We start from the raw sequence: 17146 nt of genomic DNA, 5'->3' as shown, positions 1-17146 counted from the left end.
GATTCGCTCACCTGATTCGCTCACCGCGCACGAGCTGCAACACCGCGAGCGCGGAATTTCGAGGAACCTCGGTCCCTCCCAACTCCTCCAGAGGGACGTTCAGGTTCATCTCGACGATATCGGTCTGGGTCGCGCGGAACCCGCGTACCGCCTCGACCGTCCCACCGTCGGCCAGGCCCAGCTCCTTGAGTCGGGTCGCCGGCGTCGCGCTGTCCACTCAGAATTGGCCGGCCAGCACGATCGCCGCACCGCGCTCGTCGCGCAGGGCGATCTCCTCCTGCCACTTCCCGCCGACCGCAGCCGCGGGCAGCAGGAGCGCACGCGCGAAACGGCCGAGGCGCGATTCCATCGGAACGTCACGATCGGAATGCGTCGCCACTCGCCAGTCAACGGCACAGTCGTCGGCTATCAGGAAGTGGCAGAGTTCATGCGCGAGCGCGAGCCGCCTGCGGCCGACCTTCATATGGCTGTTGACAAGACCGACACCGCCACGGCGCAACAAGACCGTCCCAGCACCGGCAGTGTCCTTTCCGATGTCGCGGGAGAACGCCAGAAGCCCGACGTCGGCAACCCTGTCGGACAGCCGATAGATCGGGTCGTCCGCCCGAGCATTCAGCAACTCCCGCGCCTTCGCTGCGAGTTCCTCAGCTTCGGCACCCGTCGAGGGCGGCGCGATGCCGGCTTCGGCGACTGCGCCGGCAGCGCCGAGGCCCAGTTCGCGAGCCCCCAGCCCTCGACGAACCCGACCTCACCCGCCAGCCTCGCGAGGAGGGTGTCGATCTGCGAGTCGGCCGTGCCCAGGCCGTGACTGGACCCGTGCGAGACAAGCGCCGGGGTGGCCTCCGCGAAGAACGCGGACATGCGGACATGCGGACATCGAGCGCGGCGGCGATGTCGGACAGCTCCAGGGCCGTGACCCTGCGGACACCCCCCTCGATCCTGTTCACCACCGCGCGCTCCAGGCCGACCGCCCGCCCGAGGTGCTCCTGGCTCACGTCAACACGCTTGCGGGCATCCCTGACGCGCTCACCGAGCGTGCGTGCGTCGACGTCTGCCACGTGCGCGACTCTCGCACGCCGCCCCCTGGGCGTCGGCTCGCACCGGGTACCGACCGGAGCCCGCACCCCCGGAGGCACCCGTTCCGATACGCCCCAGCGGCCCTTGTCGACCATGTCCGGACGATTGGGCTGACCATGTGCCCTATGCCCGCCTTCGTCACTGTGGATCACATCACGTTTACTGTGCGCACTCGCATTCTCGATCGCAAATAAGTACGTTGAGGCAACCAACTCTGAGAACGACGGTGTTTCTCGGCACACGGCACCGCAACAAGACAAAGCTGGTGGACAAGTGAGCACGGAGTCGAAGGTCAGCGATGACCAGGGGGAACAGTCGGCCGCCGCGGGCGGGGACGAGGCGTGGCGGCGGGAGGGGCTGCCGTCCGAGGCGGTCTCGGAGGCCGCTCGGGCGCCCGGCCTCTCGCTCGGTCAGACCATTGAACGCGTCATGCGGGGCTACGCGGACCGGCCCGCGCTCGGCCACCGCGCCACGGAGGTCGTGAGAGACCCCGCGTCGGGCCGCAGCACACTCCGGCTGCTGCCGAGGTTCGAGACCGTCTCCTACGGCGAGCTCTGGTCGCGCGCCGCGGCGCTCGCCACCGCGTGGGCCACCGCGCCGAGCGAGGCCGACAGCACCGACAGCACCGACGCCGCCCTGCGCCCCGGCGACTTCGTGGCCACCATCGGCTTCACGAGCGACTCGTACCTGACCGTGGACCTCGCGGCCGTGTACCTGGGCGCGCCCCAGGTGCCCCTCCAGCCCACCGCGCCGGCGTCGCAGCTGCTGCCGATCCTTGAGGAGACGGGCCCGCGGCTGCTCGCCACCAGCACCGCCTGCCTGGAGAAGGCCGTGGAGCTGGCACTCACCACCCCGTCCGCGCCGCGGATCGTGGTCTTCGACCACCACCCGGAGGACGACGGCGAGCGCGAGGTGTACGAGGCCGCCGCGCGCCGCCTCGGCGGGGCCGGGCGGGGTCTGGTCACGCTGGAGGAGCTGATCGGGCGCGGCCGGTCGCTGCCCGCCGTGCCGCTGCACGTGCCCGACCAGGGCGACGACCCGCTGAGCCTGCTCATCTACACCTCGGGCAGCACCGGCGCCCCCAAGGGCGCGATCTACCGCGAGAGCATCCTGCGGGGCTACTGGACCGGCGCCTTCCCCGGCATCGAGGGCGTCCCCGCGGTGACCGTCAGCTATATGCCGATGAGCCACATGTTCGGCCGCGTCTCGATCCTGGCCACGCTCGGCATGGGCGGCCTCAACCACTTCACGGCGCGCAGCGACCTGTCGACCCTGTTCGAGGACATCGCGCTGGCCCGGCCGACCGACCTGCTCGCCGTGCCGCGCATCTTCGACATGCTCTTCCAGGAGTACCAGGGCGAACGGGACAGGCGCGAGGGCGAGTTCGCCGACGAGGAGCAGCTCGAAGCGGCCCTGCTCGCGGACCTGCGCGAGCGGTTCCTCGGCGGCCGGGTGCACCGGGCCGTCGTCGGCAGCGCGCCGATCTCCCGGGAGATGAAGGCGTTCGCCGAGTCCTGCCTCGGCCTGCCGCTGCACGACGGCTACGGATCGACCGAGGCCGGCATGGTGATCATGGACGGCAGGGTGCAGCGGCCGCCCGTGCTGGAGTACAAGCTCGTCGACGTGCCGGAACTGGGCTACTTCCACACGGATGTGCCCCACCCGCGCGGCGAACTCCTCCTGCGGACACGGAGCATCTTCCCCGGTTACTACAAGCGGCCCGACGTGACCGCCTCCGTCTTCGACGACGAGGGCTTCTACAAGACCGGCGACATCATGGCCGAGGTCGGCCCCGACCAGCTCGTCTACCTGGACCGGCGCAACAACGTCCAGAAGCTGTCCCAGGGCGAGTTCGTGGCGGTCTCCAAGGTCGAGTCGGTGTTCACCTCGAACCCGCTGATCCGCCAGATCTACGTGTACGGCAGCAGCGAGCAGCCGTACCTGCTCGCCGTCGTCGTGCCCTCGGAGCCGGCGCTGCGCGCCGCCGAGGGGCCCGACGCCCTCAAGCGCCTGCTGGCCGACGCGCTGCAGCGCACCGCGCAGGAGACCGGCCTCGAGTCGTACGAGACCCCGCGTGACTTCCTGGTCGAGACCGAGCCCTTCACGACGGCGAACGGCATGCTCTCCGACCTCAGGAAGCTGCTGCGGCCCCGGCTGCGGGAGCGCTACGGCGAGCGCCTCGAAGCCCTCTACGCCGAACTCGCCCGCAGCCAGAGCGAGCAGCTGCGCGCGCTGCGCCACGGCGGCGCCGACCAGCCGGTGTACGAGACGGTCGCGCGCGCCGCTCAGGCGCTCCTCGGCTGCTCGGGCACCGACGTGCACCCGGGTGTGCGCTTCACCGACCTGGGCGGCGACTCGCTGTCCGCGCTGTCGTTCTCGAACCTGCTCAAGGAGACCTTCGGCGTCGAGGTGCCGGTGGGCCTGGTGATCGGCCCCGCGGCCACCCTGCGCTCGCTCGCCGACCACGTGGAGGCCAGGCTCGCCACCGGCGCGGACCGCCCCACGTTCACCTCCGTGCACGGCGCGGACGCCGTCGAGGTCCACGCGGCGGACCTGAGCCTGGAGAAGTTCATCGACCCCGCGGTCCTCGACGCCGCCGCCGCGCTGCCGCGGCCGGGCGGCGAGCCGCCGCGCACGGTGCTGCTGACCGGCGCGACGGGCTACCTCGGCCGGTTCATGTGCGTCGACTGGCTCGAACGTCTCGCCGAGCGCGGCGGGAAGCTGGTGTGCGTCGTGCGCGGCGCCGACGACGCGGCGGCCCGCAGGCGGCTCGACGACACCTTCGACACCGGCGACCAGGAACTCCTGCGCCACTACCGGGAGCTGGCCGCGGACCACCTGGAGGTGGTCGCGGGCGACCTGGGCGAGGTGCGCCTCGGGCTCGACCGGGCGACCTGGGACAGGCTCGCGGGCGAGGTCGACGTGGTCATGCACCCGGGCGCCCTCGTCAATCACGTCCTGCCGTACGAGCAGCTGTTCGGCCCGAACGTGGTCGGCACCGCGGAGCTGATCAGGTTCGCCGTGACCGGGCGGATCAAGCCGTTCACCAACGTCTCCACCGTCGCCGTGGGCGACCAGGTCGACCAGGAGGCGTTCGACGAGGTCTCCGACATCCGCGAACTCAGCCCGGTGCGCAAGTGCGACGACTCGTACGCCAACGGCTACGCGATGAGCAAGTGGGCCGGCGAGGTGCTGCTGCGCGAGGCGCACGAGAAGTGCGGGCTGCCGGTGTCGGTGTTCCGCTCGGACATGATCCTCACGCACAGCCGCTACACGGGGCAGCTCAACCTGCCCGACATGTTCACCCGGCTCATCCTGAGCCTGGTGGCCACGGGCGTCGCGCCGAAGTCCTTCTACCGGCTCGACCGGGAAGGCAACCGGCAGCGCGCCCACTACGACGGGCTGCCCGCCGACTTCAGCGCGCGGGCCGTCGACGTCATCGGCGCGGCCAACACCGCGGGGTACCGCACGTACCACGTGCTCAACCCGCACCAGGACGGGCTCTCCCTCGACACGTACGTCGACTGGCTCGCGGCGGACGGCCTGGCCATGACCAGGATCGACGACTACGACGAGTGGCTCGGCCGGTTCTCCACCGCGCTGCGCGCCCTGCCGGAGGCGCAGCGCAGGCAGTCCCTGCTGCCGCTGCTGCACTCGTACGGGACGCCGGGCGTCCCCCTCGACCGGGGGGCGGCGCCCGCGGACGAGTTCCGCCGCGCGGTGCGCGCGGCGGACATCGAGGGGTACGACGACATCCCGCACGTCACCCCCGAGCTGATCACCAAGTACGTCAGCGACCTGCGGCAGCTCGGGCTGCTCTGACCGCTCCCGCGGCCTGGCGGGCTGCTGTCGACGGCCGGCGGGGCGGGGCGCGGCGCCCCGCCCCGCGTCACTCCTCCGTGCCGCCCGCGGGGCGGCGGGCCAGCAGCCAGGGCTCCACCACGCCGAGGCCGCGCACCGGCCGCTGCCACATCGGCTGGAGCCCGAAGCGGTACGCGGGCGGCTCGGTGCCCTCCTTCTCCGCGGTGGCCGCCTCCTCGGCGGCGAGCGCCTCGGACTCGGGGGCCTCGCCCGTGCGGATCAGCTCCTCCGCGAGGGCGCCGTCGACCAGGACCGTGTCGCGCGGGGCTATCGAGGTGAGCCGGCTCGCGAGGTTGACGGTGGTGCCGAAGACGTCGCCCATGCGCGTGGTGACCGTGCCGAAGGCGATGCCGACGCGGAGCGCCGGCATCGTCTCGTCATGGGTCATGGTCTCGATCAGCCGCAGCGCGATCTCCGCGGCGATGCCCGCGTCGTCCGCGGCGAACAGCACCTCGTCGCCGAGGGTCTTGATCAGGCGGCCGCCGTGCGCGGCGACCAGGTCGGCCGCGGTCGTCTCGAACGCCTCGACCAGCTCGCCGAGCTCCTCCTCTTCGAGGCGCCTGGTCAGACGGGTGAAGCCGACGAGGTCGGCGAAGCCGACGCAGAGCCGCCGGTCGACCATCTCGTCGTCGTCGCCGGCCTGGACGACCCGCCCGGTGGCCGCGGCGAGCTGCCGCCGCCACACATAGACCAGGAACTCCTCAAGCTCCGGCAACAGCAGCTCGACCAGCGGATACGTGACCTCGGTGCGGGTCATGCCCGGCTCCGGCGGCTCGGTCAGCCCTTCGAGGAACGAGTCGATCTGCCACTCGGCGAGGCGCGCCGTGGTCTGCCCGGTGGACCGGGCGACCTGCACGGCCATCGGCTCGCTCAGCAGCCCCGCCTCGACCAGGCCCGCGAGGCGGCGCAGCGCGAGGACGTCCGCCTCGGTCAGCGCCTTGGCCTGGCCGATGTCCGCGAAGCCCATGGCGCGCCAGAACCGCGAGGCGAGGTCCATGGAGACGCCGGCCGTGCGGGCGGCCTGGAACGGCGTGTACTGGCGCTCCGCGCCGAGGATCAGGTGTTCGAGGCGGATCGCGAGCGGATTGTCGGTCGGCTCCGCCGTGTGCTCCACGACGTGGTGCGGCAAGGGGTGCTCGCCGCTCACGGCCCGCGGTCCGGGGCCGTCCTCCCCGTCACCGTCCGCGGGGGCCTGCGCTCCGTCGCGCTGCCCTGCCGCACCCGGCCCCGGCGCGGACCGGTCCGCGGGCTCGTCGGGGGTCGGCGGGTCGCCGGCGGCGTCCGGCGGGTCCTGCGGGTCGTCCGCGCCGGAATTCGTGTCGTCGACGGTCACCAGCCGCCTCCTGCCCGTTCCCTGCGCACTGTCCTGCCGATCCTGTGACCGATCTTCGTGAACTGCCTCAACGATACGGCAGGTGTGCCCTGGCTCACGTCCCGCCCGTGCGGCCTGCTCCCCCGCTCAGGGGGCCGGGCGGCGCGGGCCGGGCCGCCCCGTGCGCCGGGGCGCGGGGCGCACGGGCCCGCGCCGCGCCGGTGCTCAGTCGGCGTCGGCCGTCCGCAGGTGGACGATGTCGCCCGCCGCGACCGGCTCGCGCAGCCCGGTCTCCGTGGCCAGCACGATCCGGCCGTCGCCGTCGATCGCGACGGCCTCGCCCGTCAGCGTGCGCGCGCCGGGCAGCTCGGCCCTGACCCGGCGGCCGAGGGTGGCGCAGCCCGCCGCGTACGCCTCCTGGAGGCGGGAGGCGGCCGGGTCGCCGCCGGCCGCGCGCCAGTCCCCGTACCACTGCTCGATGGAGCGCAGGACGGCGCGCAGCAGCGTCTCCCGGTCGAGGGACACGGCCCCCGCGAGGGCCAGCGAGCCGGCCGTGGGCACCGGCAGCTCGGCGGCGCGCAGCGAGACATTGAGGCCGATGCCGACGACGACGGCGTCCTCGCCCGCGCGCTCCGCGAGGATGCCGCCGGCCTTGCGCTCCTCGCCGTCGACGGAGACCAGCAGGTCGTTGGGCCATTTGAGGGAGGTGTCGACGCCCGCGGCCCTGGCGAGGCCGGTCGCGACGGCGACGCCGGTCAGCAGCGGCAGCCAGCCCCAGCGGGCTGCGGGCACGTCGTCTCCCGGCCGCAGCAGCACGGAGAAGAAGAGGCCGGAGCGCGCGGGGGCGCTCCAGGTCCGATCGAGCCTGCCGCGGCCCGCGGTCTGCTCCTCCGCGACCAGCACGGCCCCCTCGGCGGGCGCGTCCCCGGCCCTCCCCGCCACCCGCGCCGCGAGGTCGGAGTTGGTCGAGCCGGTCGCGTCGACCACGTCGAGCGAGGTCCACAGGGTGCCGGGCCTGATCAGCGCCCGCCGCAGGCCTTCGGCGTTCAGGGGCGGCCGGTCGAGGTCGGACCAGCGGCTTCCCGAGGTGTTCGGATCGGTCATGCAGGCCAGACTATGTGTGGCAAACGCCGCACTGCCGAACCGTGGGGCCGCCGATACGCTACGGAAACAAGTTACGGATCAGTAGGAGTCGTTGCCGATGACCCAGCCGACCGAGCCGGACCAGAACACCGCGGAGGGCGCGGGCCCCGACCTGCACACCACCGCGGGGAAGATCGCCGACCTGCGCCGGCGTATCGAGGAGGCGACGCACGCCGGCACGGCGGTCGCGGTGGAGAAGCAGCACGCCAAGGGCAAGCTGACGGCGCGTGAGCGGATCGGCCTGCTGCTCGACGAGGGCTCGTTCGTCGAACTCGACGAGTTCGCCAGGCACCGGTCCACCAACTTCGGCATCGAGAAGAAGCGCCCGTACGGCGACGGCGTGGTCACCGGCTACGGCACGGTCGACGGCCGCCCGGTGTGCGTGTACTCGCAGGACTTCACGGTCTTCGGCGGGTCGCTCGGCGAGGTCTACGGCGAGAAGATCGTCAAGGTCATGGACTTCGCCATGAAGACCGGCTGCCCGGTGATCGGCATCAACGACGGCGGCGGCGCCCGCATCCAGGAGGGCGTGGTCGCGCTCGGCCTCTTCGCGGAGATCTTCCGCCGCAACGTGCACGCGTCGGGCGTCGTCCCGCAGATCAGCGTGATCGTGGGGCCGTGCGCGGGCGGCGCGGTCTACTCGCCCGCGATCACCGACTTCACGGTGATGGTCGACCAGACCTCGCACATGTTCATCACGGGCCCCGACGTCATCAAGACGGTGACGGGCGAGGACGTCGGCTTCGAGGAGCTGGGCGGCGCGCGCACCCACAGCACCACCTCGGGCGTGGCACACCACATGGCGGGCGACGAGAAGGACGCGATGGAGTACGTCAAGTCGCTCCTGTCGTACCTCCCGTCGAACAACCTGACCGAGCCGCCCGCCTTCCCCGAGGAGGCGTCGCTGGAGCCCACCGACGAGGACCGCGAGCTCGACACGCTGATCCCGGACTCGGCGAACCAGCCGTACGACATGCGCAGCGCCATCGAACGCGTCCTGGACGACGGGGAGTTCCTGGAGACGCAGGCGATGTTCGCGCCGAACATCGTGACGGGCTTCGGCCGGATCGAGGGCTTCCCCGTCGGCGTGGTCGCCAACCAGCCGACGCAGCTGGCCGGCTGCCTCGACATCAACGCGAGCGAGAAGGCGGCGCGCTTCGTCCGCACCTGCGACGCGTTCAACGTCCCGGTGCTGACCTTCGTGGACGTGCCGGGCTTCCTGCCGGGCGTGGACCAGGAGTACGGCGGCATCATCAGGCGCGGCGCCAAGCTGATCTTCGCGTACGCGGAGGCGACGGTCCCGCTGATCACGGTGATCACCCGCAAGGCGTTCGGCGGCGCGTACGACGTGATGGGCTCCAAGCACCTCGGCGCCGACGTCAACCTGGCCTGGCCGACGGCGCAGATCGCCGTGATGGGCGCGCAGGGCGCGGTCGGCATCCTGCACCGGCGCACGATCGCCGAGGCGGGCGACGCCGCCGCGCAGGAGGCCCGCCGCGCCGAGCTGATCCAGGAGTACGAGGACACCCTGCTCAACCCGTACGTGGCGGCGGAGCGCGGCTATGTCGACGCGGTGATCCTGCCGTCCGACACCCGGGCGCACGTGGTGAAGGCGCTGCGGCAGCTGCGCACGAAGCGCGAGGCGCTGCCGCCGAAGAAGCACGGCAACATCCCGCTGTGAGCACGGCACCGTCCCGCTGTAGCGGGCCGCGAGAGGAGCGGAGGCCATCGATGATCAAGGTGATACGGGGCAATCCGACACCCGAGGAGCTGGCCGCGGCGGTCGCGGTCGTCCGGGCCGGCGCGGCGGGCGCGGCGGGCGCGGCGGGCGCCGAGCCGCCGTCCCCGGGCGGGCGGGCCGAGTGGGCGGCGCCCGCGCGGATCGCCCGCACCCGGGTGCCGAGTCCCGGCCCGCGCTCGTGGGCGCACACGTACTGGCCCGGGTGACGGGCGGGGCCGCGCCCCGGTGAGTACGCGTACTCAGGCGCGGGGAGGGGCGGGCGGCGGACCATCAGTCGCATGCTCTGGTCCGATCCCGAAGAAGGCCCCCCGAAGGAGATGCGTGACGCGCAGACGATGCTGCGGCGCGCGGGGATCGTGATCGCGCTGGGGATGGTGCTCGCAATGCTGGCGGTCGGGCTGCTGTGAGGCAGGGCGGGCCCGCGCCGGGTCCGGGGCGCGGTGCGGTGCCCGGCCGCGGGGCTCCGGGCCGGGGTGGGCGCGGGACCGGCGGGTGCGTACCGGGCCGCGGGGGCCGATAGCCTCGGGGCCATGACAGAACCCCGCCGCCTGGTCCTCGCCTCGCAGTCCCCCGCCCGCCTCGGCCTGCTGCGGGCCTCCGGGTTCACCCCCGAGGTGATCGTCAGCGGCGTCGACGAGGAGGCGCTCTCCGCGCCCACGCCGGGCGAACTCGCCCTGCTGCTCGCCGAGGCGAAGGCCACGAGCGTGGCGGCGCGGCCCGAGGCCGCAGGGGCGCTGGTGGTCGGCTGCGACTCCGTGCTCGACCTCGAAGGCGAGGCCCTCGGCAAGCCCGTGGACGCCGAGGACGCCACCGCGCGCTGGAAGGCGATGCGGGGCCGCTCGGGCGTGCTGCGCACCGGCCACTGCCTGATCGACACGGCGAGCGGGCGGCGCGCGGCGGCGACCGCGTCGACCACCGTGCGGTTCGGGACGCCGACCGACGCCGAGGTCGCCGCGTACGTCGCCTCGGGCGAACCCCTGCACGTGGCCGGGGCGTTCACCCTCGACGGCCGCTCGGCGCCGTTCGTGGACGGCGTCGAGGGCGACCCGTCGAACGTGATCGGCCTTTCGCTGCCGCTATTCCGCCGGCTTCTCCACGAGGTGGGAGGGTCCCTCACGGACCTCTGGGCCTGACTGGCGCGGAATGCCCGCGCCGGGCTCCGGCCCGCCGGAGCCGCGCGCCGCCTCGGCACGCGGCGGCCCGTAGGACAGCAGCACCCACACGAGCAGCCCGAGGCCGGCCATCAGCACCGCGAACACGCCCCAGCCGAGCAGGCCCGACGCCACCGCGCCCAGCAGCCCGTGGACGACGGCGGCGACGATGAGCAGGATCCGCCCCACCCGGCCAGGGCCGCGGTCGGCGCGGGCGGTGCGCGCCAGGACGAACGCGCAGACCAGCGAGAACAGCGCGCCGATGCCGCACGCGACCCAGGCCCCGAGCGTCATCGCGGAGGGTTTGAGGCCCGCGAGTGACATGTGCTGGGCGCCCACCACCCTGGAGAGCAGCGCGGCCACCGCGACCAGGACCACGGCCTCCACGGCGACGAACACCGCCGCCACCCAGGCCACCCACACCACCGGTCGGCGAGCCACGGCGCCCACCCCTTCCTGTTACCCCGAGTACAGAGCGTCCCGCGCACGCTACTCATCGGTAAACGGAGGGACAAGGGGTCGCACCGAGCCCGGACGAATCGGCCCGACGACCGGGCGGCTCCCCGGTGCCTTTATGGACTTCCCACAAAGAAACAGGATTCAGCGCGGAGCAGTCGCACAGAGAGGTGGGCCACATCAGGGCGCTACTGTGCGAGGAAGAATCCCGGCGTACCGTGGTGCCACAAGGGATTTCGTTACCTGGGCGAACCTCGTATCACGCTCCGTGTGGACGAGCTCACCATTGGGGACGGCTCGCACGGCCGTGTCGGCAGTCCCTAAACTCAGCTTGTTTTATTTGGAGGAAGCAATCGTGCGCAAGGTGCTGATCGCGAATCGTGGCGAGATCGCTGTCCGGGTGGCGCGGGCGTGCCGGGATGCGGGGATCGGGAGTGTGGCGGTCTACGCGGAGCCGGACCGTGACGCGTTGCACGTGCGGGTCGCGGACGAGGCGTTCGCGTTGGGCGGGCAGACGCCCGGGGAGAGTTACCTCGACATCGCGAAGGTCCTCAAGGCCGCGGCGGACTCGGGCGCGGACGCGGTCCACCCCGGCTACGGCTTCCTCTCGGAGAACGCCGAGTTCGCCCAGGCCGTCCTCGACGCGGGACTGACCTGGATCGGCCCGCCACCGCACGCCATCCGCGACCTGGGGGACAAGGTCGCCGCCCGCCACATCGCCCAACGCGCCGGCGCGCCCTTGGTGGCGGGCACGCCCGACCCGGTCTCCGGCAGCGACGAAGTCGTCGCCTTCGCCCAGCAACACGGCCTGCCCATCGCGATCAAAGCCGCCTTCGGCGGCGGCGGCCGCGGCCTCAAAGTCGCCCGCACCCTCGACGAGGTCCCCGAACTCTACGACTCCGCCGTACGCGAGGCCGTCGCCGCCTTCGGCCGCGGCGAGTGCTTCGTCGAGCGCTACCTCGACACACCCCGCCACGTCGAGACCCAGTGCCTGGCCGACACCCACGGCAACGTGGTCGTCGTCTCCACCCGTGACTGCTCCCTGCAACGCCGCCACCAAAAGCTCGTCGAAGAAGCCCCCGCCCCGTTCCTGAGCGAGGAGCAGAACGCCCAGCTCTACACCGCCTCCAAGGCCATCCTGAAGGAGGCCGGCTACGTCGGCGCCGGCACCGTCGAATTCCTCGTCGGCGCCGACGGCACCATCTCCTTCCTGGAAGTCAACACCCGCCTCCAGGTCGAACACCCCGTCACCGAAGAAGTCTCCGGCATCGACCTGGTGCGCGAGATGTTCCGCATCGCCGACGGCGAAGCCCTCGGCTACGACGACCCCACCCCCCGCGGCCACTCCCTTGAGTTCCGCATCAACGGCGAGGACCCCGGCCGCGGCTTCCTGCCCGCCCCCGGCACCGTCACCCGCTTCGACCCGCCCACCGGCCCCGGTGTCCGCCTCGACACCGGCGTCGAGAGCGGCAGCGTCATCGGCCCCGCCTGGGACTCCCTCCTCGCCAAACTCATCGTCACCGGCGCCACCCGCACCCAGGCACTCCAGCGCGCCGCCCGCGCCCTGGGCGAGTTCACCATCGAAGGCATGGCCACCGCCCTGCCCTTCCACCGCGCCGTCGTCACCGACCCCGCCTTCACCAGCGACCCCTTCACCATCCACACCCGGTGGATCGAGACCGAGTTCACCAACACCATCCCGCCGTTCGCCGCCCCCACGCCCGAAGGCGAGGGCGACGAGACAGGCCGGGAGACCGTCGTGGTCGAGGTCGGCGGCAAGCGCCTTGAGGTCTCCCTGCCCTCGTCCCTGGGCATGAGCCTGGCCCGCACCGGCCTGGCCGCGGGCGCCAAGCCGAAGCGCCGCACCGCCAAGAAGGCCGCATCCGCCGCGTCGGGCGACGCCCTCACCTCCCCCATGCAGGGCACCATCGTCAAGGTCGCCGTCGAAGAGGGCCAGGAAGTCAAGGAAGGCGACCTCGTCGTCGTCCTCGAAGCCATGAAGATGGAACAGCCCCTCAACGCCCACCGCTCGGGCACCGTCAAGGGCCTCACCGCACAGATCGGCGCCTCCCTCACCTCCGGCGCCACCATCTGCGAGATCAAGGACTGAAACAACACGGGCGCCGGGACAACCACATCCCGGCGCCCGCACACCCCGGTGCCGCCCGGTGGCATCCTTGTCCCCGCCGGGGAGCCGGGAGCCGCGGCAACCGGTCAGGAAGGACACGGCAGATGGCGAGGGACACGGCGACGACCCCGACGCCGCGCAGGGCCATGCGCGCCGACGCGCGCCGCAACTACGAGCGCCTGCTGACCGAGGCGCGCGCCGGTTTCGCCGCGCACGGCACGGACGCCTCCCTCGAAGACATCGCGCGCCGCGCCGGGGTCGGTATCGGCACCCTCTACCGGCACTTCCCCAACCGCCAGGCCCTGATGAGCGCGGTCTTCCAGGACGCGCTGGCCGTGCTCCTCGACCGGGCGGGCGAGCTGGCCGAGTCCGTGAACCCGTGCCGCGCGCTGGTCGACTGGCTGCGGGCGTTCGTGACGTACGCGGGCGAGTACCGCGGCCTGTCACGGGCGCTGATGTCCGCGCCCCGCGACGACGACACCTCACCGCTCGGGCGCTGCAACGCGCCGCTGCGCGCGGCGGGCGAGTCGCTGCTGCGCCGGGCCCAGCAGGCCGGTGCCGTACGGGAGGACGTGTCCGTCGACGACCTGCTCCAGCTGACCAACGCGATCGCGCTGGCCTCCGAGCAGACCCCCGAGGACTCCGAACTCGCGGACCGGCTGCTCGCGTTGACCCTCAAGGGCCTCTCTCCGCGCCCGCCCGCGGCCCCGGCGGGGCCGTGAGGAGGCCGCAGGACCCGCGGGCGGCCGGGCGGGCGCCCGCCGTCGGCTTCCGTGCGGATCCCCCTACCTCCTGCGCAGGTCCGCGACGCGGGCACGCTCCCGCTCGCGCTCGGGTTCCGGGAGGGCCGCGGACGGGGAAGGCGGCATCGAGGCGCTGCGCAGATGGCCCGGCGTGCCCGGGGTGCGCCGCTGGCCCGGCAGCGGGGCCTGGCCGCCCCGCTCGGCGGCCTGCTCGCCCGTGCCGCCACCACCGCCGCTCGCCGCGCCGTTCGCACCCGCCACGGAGACCTGGACGCCCTGGTCGGCGAGGGCCTGGAGCTCGCGCGCCGCGCGCTCGTCGTGCGCGGGCGGCTCGTCGGTGACCAGTCGGCTGATCAGCTCGGTCGGCACGGTCTGGAACATGGTGTCCGTGGCCAGCTTGGTGTGGTCGGCGAGGACCACCACCTCGCCCGCCGCGCGGACGAGCGCCCGGTCGACGCTGGCGGAGAGCATGTTGGAGGTGGAGAGGCCGCGCTCGGCCGTCAGGCCCGTACCCGAAAGGAAGGCGCGGCTGACGCGCAGGCCCTGGAGGGACTGCTCGGCCCCGCTGCCGACGAGGGCGTAGTTGGAACCGCGCAGCGTGCCGCCGGTCATCACCACCTCGACGCGGTTCGCGTGGGCCAGCGCCTGGGCGACCAGCAGCGAGTTGGTGACCACGGTCAGGCCCGGCACTCTGGCCAGCCTGCGGGCCAGCTCCTGTGTCGTCGTGCCGGCGCCCACCACCACGGCCTCGCCCTCTCCCACGAGGGTCGCGGCGAGGTCGGCGATGGCCGTCTTCTCCGCCGAGGCGAGGTGCGACTTCTGCGGGAGGCCGGACTCCCGCGCTAACCCGCCGGGCAGGACCGCTCCGCCGTGCCTGCGGTCCAGGAGCCCTTCGGCTTCCAGCGCGCGCACGTCACGCCGTACGGTCACTTCTGAGGTCTGGACGACACGGGCGAGCTCACGGAGCGACACGGCCCCGTTGGCGCGCACCATTTCGAGGATCAATTGACGACGTTCTGCAGCGAACACGGAACTGACAGTAACCCCAATGACCGTCTGCTTTCAGCAGTTTGCACCTAATTACCGAAGTTGTACGTACGGGGTTCCGGTAAGTGGTATACGAGGTCGGGCGGCCCGCCTCGCGCGCCGGCCCGGCCGCTGCCGCCGGGCCAACGCGGCGCACACGCGCGGCAGGTGGGGCCGCGCCCCGCGCCCTCAGCCCTCCTGCGCGGCCTTGCGGGCGTGCAGTTGCCGCGCCACCTCGGCGATCGAACCCGAAAGCGACGGGTACACCGTAAAGGTGTTCGCGATCTGCTCCACCGTCAGGTTGTTGTCGACGGCGATGGAGATCGGGTGGATCAGCTCGCTCGCGCGCGGCGCGACGACGACGCCGCCCACCACGATCTCGGTGCCGGGGCGGGCGAAGATCTTCACGAAGCCGTCCCTGATGCCCTGCATCTTCGCGCGCGGGTTGCGCAGCAGGGGGAGCTTGACGACGCGGGCGTCGATCCGGCCCGCGTCGATGTCGGCCTGGCTGTAGCCGACGGTCGCGATCTCCGGGTCGGTGAAGACGTTCGCCGAGACGGACTTGAGGTTGAGGGGGGCGACCGCGTCGCCGAGGAAGTGGTACATCGCGATCCTGCCCTGCATCGCGGCCACCGACGCGAGCGCGAACACGCCCGTCACGTCGCCCGCCGCGTAGACGCCGGGCGCGGACGTCCTGGAGACCCGGTCGGTCTTGATGTGCCCCGAGGGCTTGAGGACCACCCCGGCCTCCTCAAGGCCCATGCCCGCGGTGTTCGGGATCGCGCCGACCGCCATCAGGCAGTGGCTGCCGGTGATGACACGGCCGTCCGCGAGCGTCACCTCGACCCGGTCGCCGACGCGCTTGGCCGCGGCGGCACGGGAGCGCGACATGACGTTCATGCCGCGGCGCCTGAACACGTCCTCCAGCACGGCCGCGGCGTCCGGGTCCTCGCCCGGCAGCACCCGGTCGCGGGAGGAGACCAGCGTCACGCGGGAGCCGAGCGCCTGGTAGGCGCCGGCGAACTCGGCACCCGTGACGCCAGAGCCGACCACGATCAGCTCCTCGGGCAGCTCGTCGAGGTCGTAGACCTGCGTCCAGTTGAGGATGCGCTCGCCGTCCGGCAGCGCGTCCGGGATCTCGCGGGGGTGGCCGCCCGTCGCGATCAGCACCGCGTCGGCCGTGAGCACCTCCTGCTCGCCCTCCGGCAGGTCCACCAGGACCGTGCGCGAGCCGTCCGCCGCCTGCCGCCCGTCGAGCCGGCCTCGGCCGCGCAGGACCCGCGCGCCCGCCCGCGTGACGGACGCGGAGATGTCGTGCGACTGGGCGAGCGCGAGGCGCTTGACCCGGCGGTTGACCTTGCCGAGGTCCACGCCGACGACCCGCGCCGACCGCTCGGCGGGGGGCGTGTCGTCCGCGACGAGGATGCCCAGCTCCTCGTAGGAGGAGTCGAAGGACGTCATCACCTCGGCCGTCGCGATGAGGGTCTTCGAGGGCACGCAGTCCGTCAGCACCGAGGCGCCGCCGAGCCCGTCGCAGTCGACGACGGTCACCTCCGCGCCGAGCTGGGCGCCCGCGAGGGCCGCCTCGTAGCCGCCGGGTCCGCCACCGATGATCACGATCCGGGTCACGAAAAATCAGCCTCGCGTCGTCTGCCGGCCGTCACTCACCCCGGCCGGGCTGCTGGGTGCCCCGGGCGGGAGGACCCTCCGGGGGTGTGGGAATACGTGTCTCATTGTCCCGCACGCCGCGGGTGCCGCCGCCCGGGGCCCGCCAGGCGCCCCGGGCCGGGTGCGCCACCCCGCCGCGCCACCCCGGTTGTGGCCCGCGCCCCACGCCCCTGCCGCCCCTCCCGTACCCTCGATCCCATGTCGCTCTACGCCGCGTACGCCGGCAACCTCGATGCGCGGCTGATGTCCCGCCGCGCCCCGCACTCCCCGCTGCGCGGCACGGGGTGGCTCAACGGGTGGCGGCTCACCTTCGGCGGCGAGCAGATGGGCTGGGAGGGCGCCCTCGCGACGATCGTCGAGGCACCCCGCGAGCAGGTCTTCGTCGCCCTGTACGACATCGCGCCGATGGACGAGGACTCCATGGACCGCTGGGAGGGCGTCGGGCTCGACATCTACCGGCGCATGCGGGTCCGCGTCGACACCCTCGAAGGCGCGGAGCCGTCCTGGCTGTACGTGCTCAACGGCTACGAGGGCGGGCTGCCGTCCGCCCGCTACCTCGGCGAGATCGCGGACGCCGCCGAGTCGGCCGGCGCGCCGCACGACTATGTGATGGAGCTGCGCAAGCGGCCCTGCTGAGCCTGCTGGGCGCGGCCCCGGCCGGGCCCGCCGGGGCCGTCGACGGCCCGTCCGCCGGTGGTCGCACGCGGTCGCCCGGCGTCGCACGCGGTCGCACGCGGTCGCACGCGGTCGCACGCGGTCGCACGCGGTCGCACGCGGAAGGCTCCACCGCACTTCACCCGCCGACGCCGCAGGCCCGCGTCCGCCCGCGGGGACGCGCCG

At 73.0% G+C, this 17146-nt stretch carries 16 protein-coding genes and 1 pseudogene; 8 read left to right on the top strand and 9 right to left on the bottom strand.

Annotated features, from left to right (window positions below; all coding sequences use genetic code 11):
* Window positions 1-7 precede the first annotated feature (7 nt).
* The 4 genes and pseudogenes from ABEA77_RS15335 to ABEA77_RS33985 form a co-directional block, all read right to left on the bottom strand.
* A complete protein-coding gene (locus tag ABEA77_RS15335) occupies window positions 8-217 on the bottom strand; it encodes a hypothetical protein (RefSeq protein WP_345646841.1) in 210 nt (69 codons plus the stop codon).
* Window positions 218-619, bottom strand: a complete 402-nt coding sequence (locus ABEA77_RS15330; RefSeq protein WP_345646839.1) for an ImmA/IrrE family metallo-endopeptidase — start codon at window positions 617-619, stop codon at window positions 218-220.
* Complete coding sequence (locus ABEA77_RS15325) at window positions 613-861, bottom strand: hypothetical protein (RefSeq protein WP_345646837.1); 249 nt, start codon at window positions 859-861, stop codon at window positions 613-615. Before ABEA77_RS15325 ends, ABEA77_RS15330 begins: the two co-directional genes overlap by 7 nt.
* Before the next feature lie 17 nt (window positions 862-878).
* Window positions 879-1172: pseudogene (locus ABEA77_RS33985) on the bottom strand (helix-turn-helix domain-containing protein); the annotation flags it as partial.
* A gap of 178 nt (window positions 1173-1350) precedes the next feature.
* On the opposite strand from ABEA77_RS33985, the gene car reads away from it, so the two are divergent.
* Complete coding sequence (car, locus tag ABEA77_RS15320; RefSeq protein ID WP_345646834.1) at window positions 1351-4899, top strand: carboxylic acid reductase; 3549 nt, start codon at window positions 1351-1353, stop codon at window positions 4897-4899.
* Between the two features lie 67 nt (window positions 4900-4966).
* Here the strand turns inward: car and ABEA77_RS15315 are convergent, their stop codons facing one another.
* Both ABEA77_RS15315 and ABEA77_RS15310 read right to left on the bottom strand, forming a co-directional pair.
* Window positions 4967-6085, bottom strand: coding sequence for an adenylate/guanylate cyclase domain-containing protein (locus ABEA77_RS15315; RefSeq protein ID WP_345646995.1), 1119 nt, complete (start codon window positions 6083-6085; stop codon window positions 4967-4969).
* A gap of 390 nt (window positions 6086-6475) precedes the next feature.
* Window positions 6476-7354 (bottom strand): biotin--[acetyl-CoA-carboxylase] ligase, encoded by an 879-nt coding sequence (locus tag ABEA77_RS15310; RefSeq protein ID WP_345646831.1) that lies wholly within the window; start codon window positions 7352-7354, stop codon window positions 6476-6478.
* A 97-nt stretch (window positions 7355-7451) separates the two neighbouring features.
* Here ABEA77_RS15310 and ABEA77_RS15305 point away from each other — a divergent pair, with 97 nt between their 5' ends.
* The 4 genes from ABEA77_RS15305 (at window position 7452) to ABEA77_RS15290 (ending at window position 10267) form a co-directional block, all read left to right on the top strand.
* On the top strand, window positions 7452-9074 hold the full coding sequence (locus ABEA77_RS15305; RefSeq protein ID WP_345646828.1) for an acyl-CoA carboxylase subunit beta: 1623 nt from the start codon (window positions 7452-7454) through the stop codon (window positions 9072-9074).
* Window positions 9075-9124: 50 nt separating this feature from the next.
* On the top strand, window positions 9125-9340 hold the full coding sequence (locus tag ABEA77_RS15300) for an acyl-CoA carboxylase epsilon subunit (protein ID WP_345646825.1): 216 nt from the start codon (window positions 9125-9127) through the stop codon (window positions 9338-9340).
* A 72-nt stretch (window positions 9341-9412) separates the two neighbouring features.
* Window positions 9413-9541 (top strand): morphogenic membrane protein MmpB, encoded by a 129-nt coding sequence (mmpB, locus tag ABEA77_RS15295; RefSeq protein WP_345646822.1) that lies wholly within the window; start codon window positions 9413-9415, stop codon window positions 9539-9541.
* Between the two features lie 123 nt (window positions 9542-9664).
* Window positions 9665-10267 carry a nucleoside triphosphate pyrophosphatase gene (locus ABEA77_RS15290; RefSeq protein WP_345646819.1) on the top strand — a complete coding sequence of 201 codons (603 nt, stop codon included), beginning with the start codon at window positions 9665-9667 and terminating at the stop codon, window positions 10265-10267.
* Here the strand turns inward: ABEA77_RS15290 and ABEA77_RS15285 are convergent.
* On the bottom strand, window positions 10211-10726 hold the full coding sequence (locus ABEA77_RS15285; RefSeq protein ID WP_345646816.1) for a hypothetical protein: 516 nt from the start codon (window positions 10724-10726) through the stop codon (window positions 10211-10213). The two genes, ABEA77_RS15290 and ABEA77_RS15285, sit on opposite strands and share 57 nt — an antisense overlap.
* Window positions 10727-11096: 370 nt before the next feature.
* Here ABEA77_RS15285 and ABEA77_RS15280 point away from each other — a divergent pair, with 370 nt between their 5' ends.
* Together ABEA77_RS15280 and ABEA77_RS15275 are read left to right on the top strand one after the other, a co-directional pair.
* Window positions 11097-12851 carry an acetyl/propionyl/methylcrotonyl-CoA carboxylase subunit alpha gene (locus ABEA77_RS15280; RefSeq protein ID WP_345646813.1) on the top strand — a complete coding sequence of 585 codons (1755 nt, stop codon included), beginning with the start codon at window positions 11097-11099 and terminating at the stop codon, window positions 12849-12851.
* 122 nt (window positions 12852-12973) lie between these two features.
* Window positions 12974-13591 carry a TetR/AcrR family transcriptional regulator gene (locus ABEA77_RS15275; RefSeq protein WP_345646810.1) on the top strand — a complete coding sequence of 206 codons (618 nt, stop codon included), beginning with the start codon at window positions 12974-12976 and terminating at the stop codon, window positions 13589-13591.
* 63 nt (window positions 13592-13654) lie between these two features.
* On the opposite strand, the gene ABEA77_RS15270 is transcribed toward ABEA77_RS15275, so the two are convergent.
* Together ABEA77_RS15270 and ABEA77_RS15265 are read right to left on the bottom strand one after the other, a co-directional pair.
* Entirely contained in the window at window positions 13655-14641 is a 987-nt protein-coding gene (locus ABEA77_RS15270; RefSeq protein ID WP_345646808.1) for a DeoR/GlpR family DNA-binding transcription regulator, read from the bottom strand.
* 186 nt (window positions 14642-14827) lie between these two features.
* Window positions 14828-16267 carry an NAD(P)H-quinone dehydrogenase gene (locus ABEA77_RS15265; protein ID WP_345646806.1) on the bottom strand — a complete coding sequence of 480 codons (1440 nt, stop codon included), beginning with the start codon at window positions 16265-16267 and terminating at the stop codon, window positions 14828-14830.
* A 237-nt stretch (window positions 16268-16504) separates the two neighbouring features.
* Between ABEA77_RS15265 and ABEA77_RS15260 the strand changes: the two genes are divergently transcribed.
* Window positions 16505-16942 (top strand): gamma-glutamylcyclotransferase family protein, encoded by a 438-nt coding sequence (locus ABEA77_RS15260; protein WP_345646803.1) that lies wholly within the window; start codon window positions 16505-16507, stop codon window positions 16940-16942.
* The last annotated feature ends 204 nt before the right edge of the window (window positions 16943-17146 follow it).

Origin of the sequence: Streptomyces tremellae, assembly GCF_039540215.1 — a bacterium.
In the GTDB taxonomy this organism is placed as follows: Bacteria; Actinomycetota; Actinomycetes; order Streptomycetales; family Streptomycetaceae; genus Streptomyces; species Streptomyces tremellae.
The sequence above is the reverse complement of the archived record's forward strand: the minus strand, read 5'-3'. Positions and strand labels throughout refer to the sequence as shown.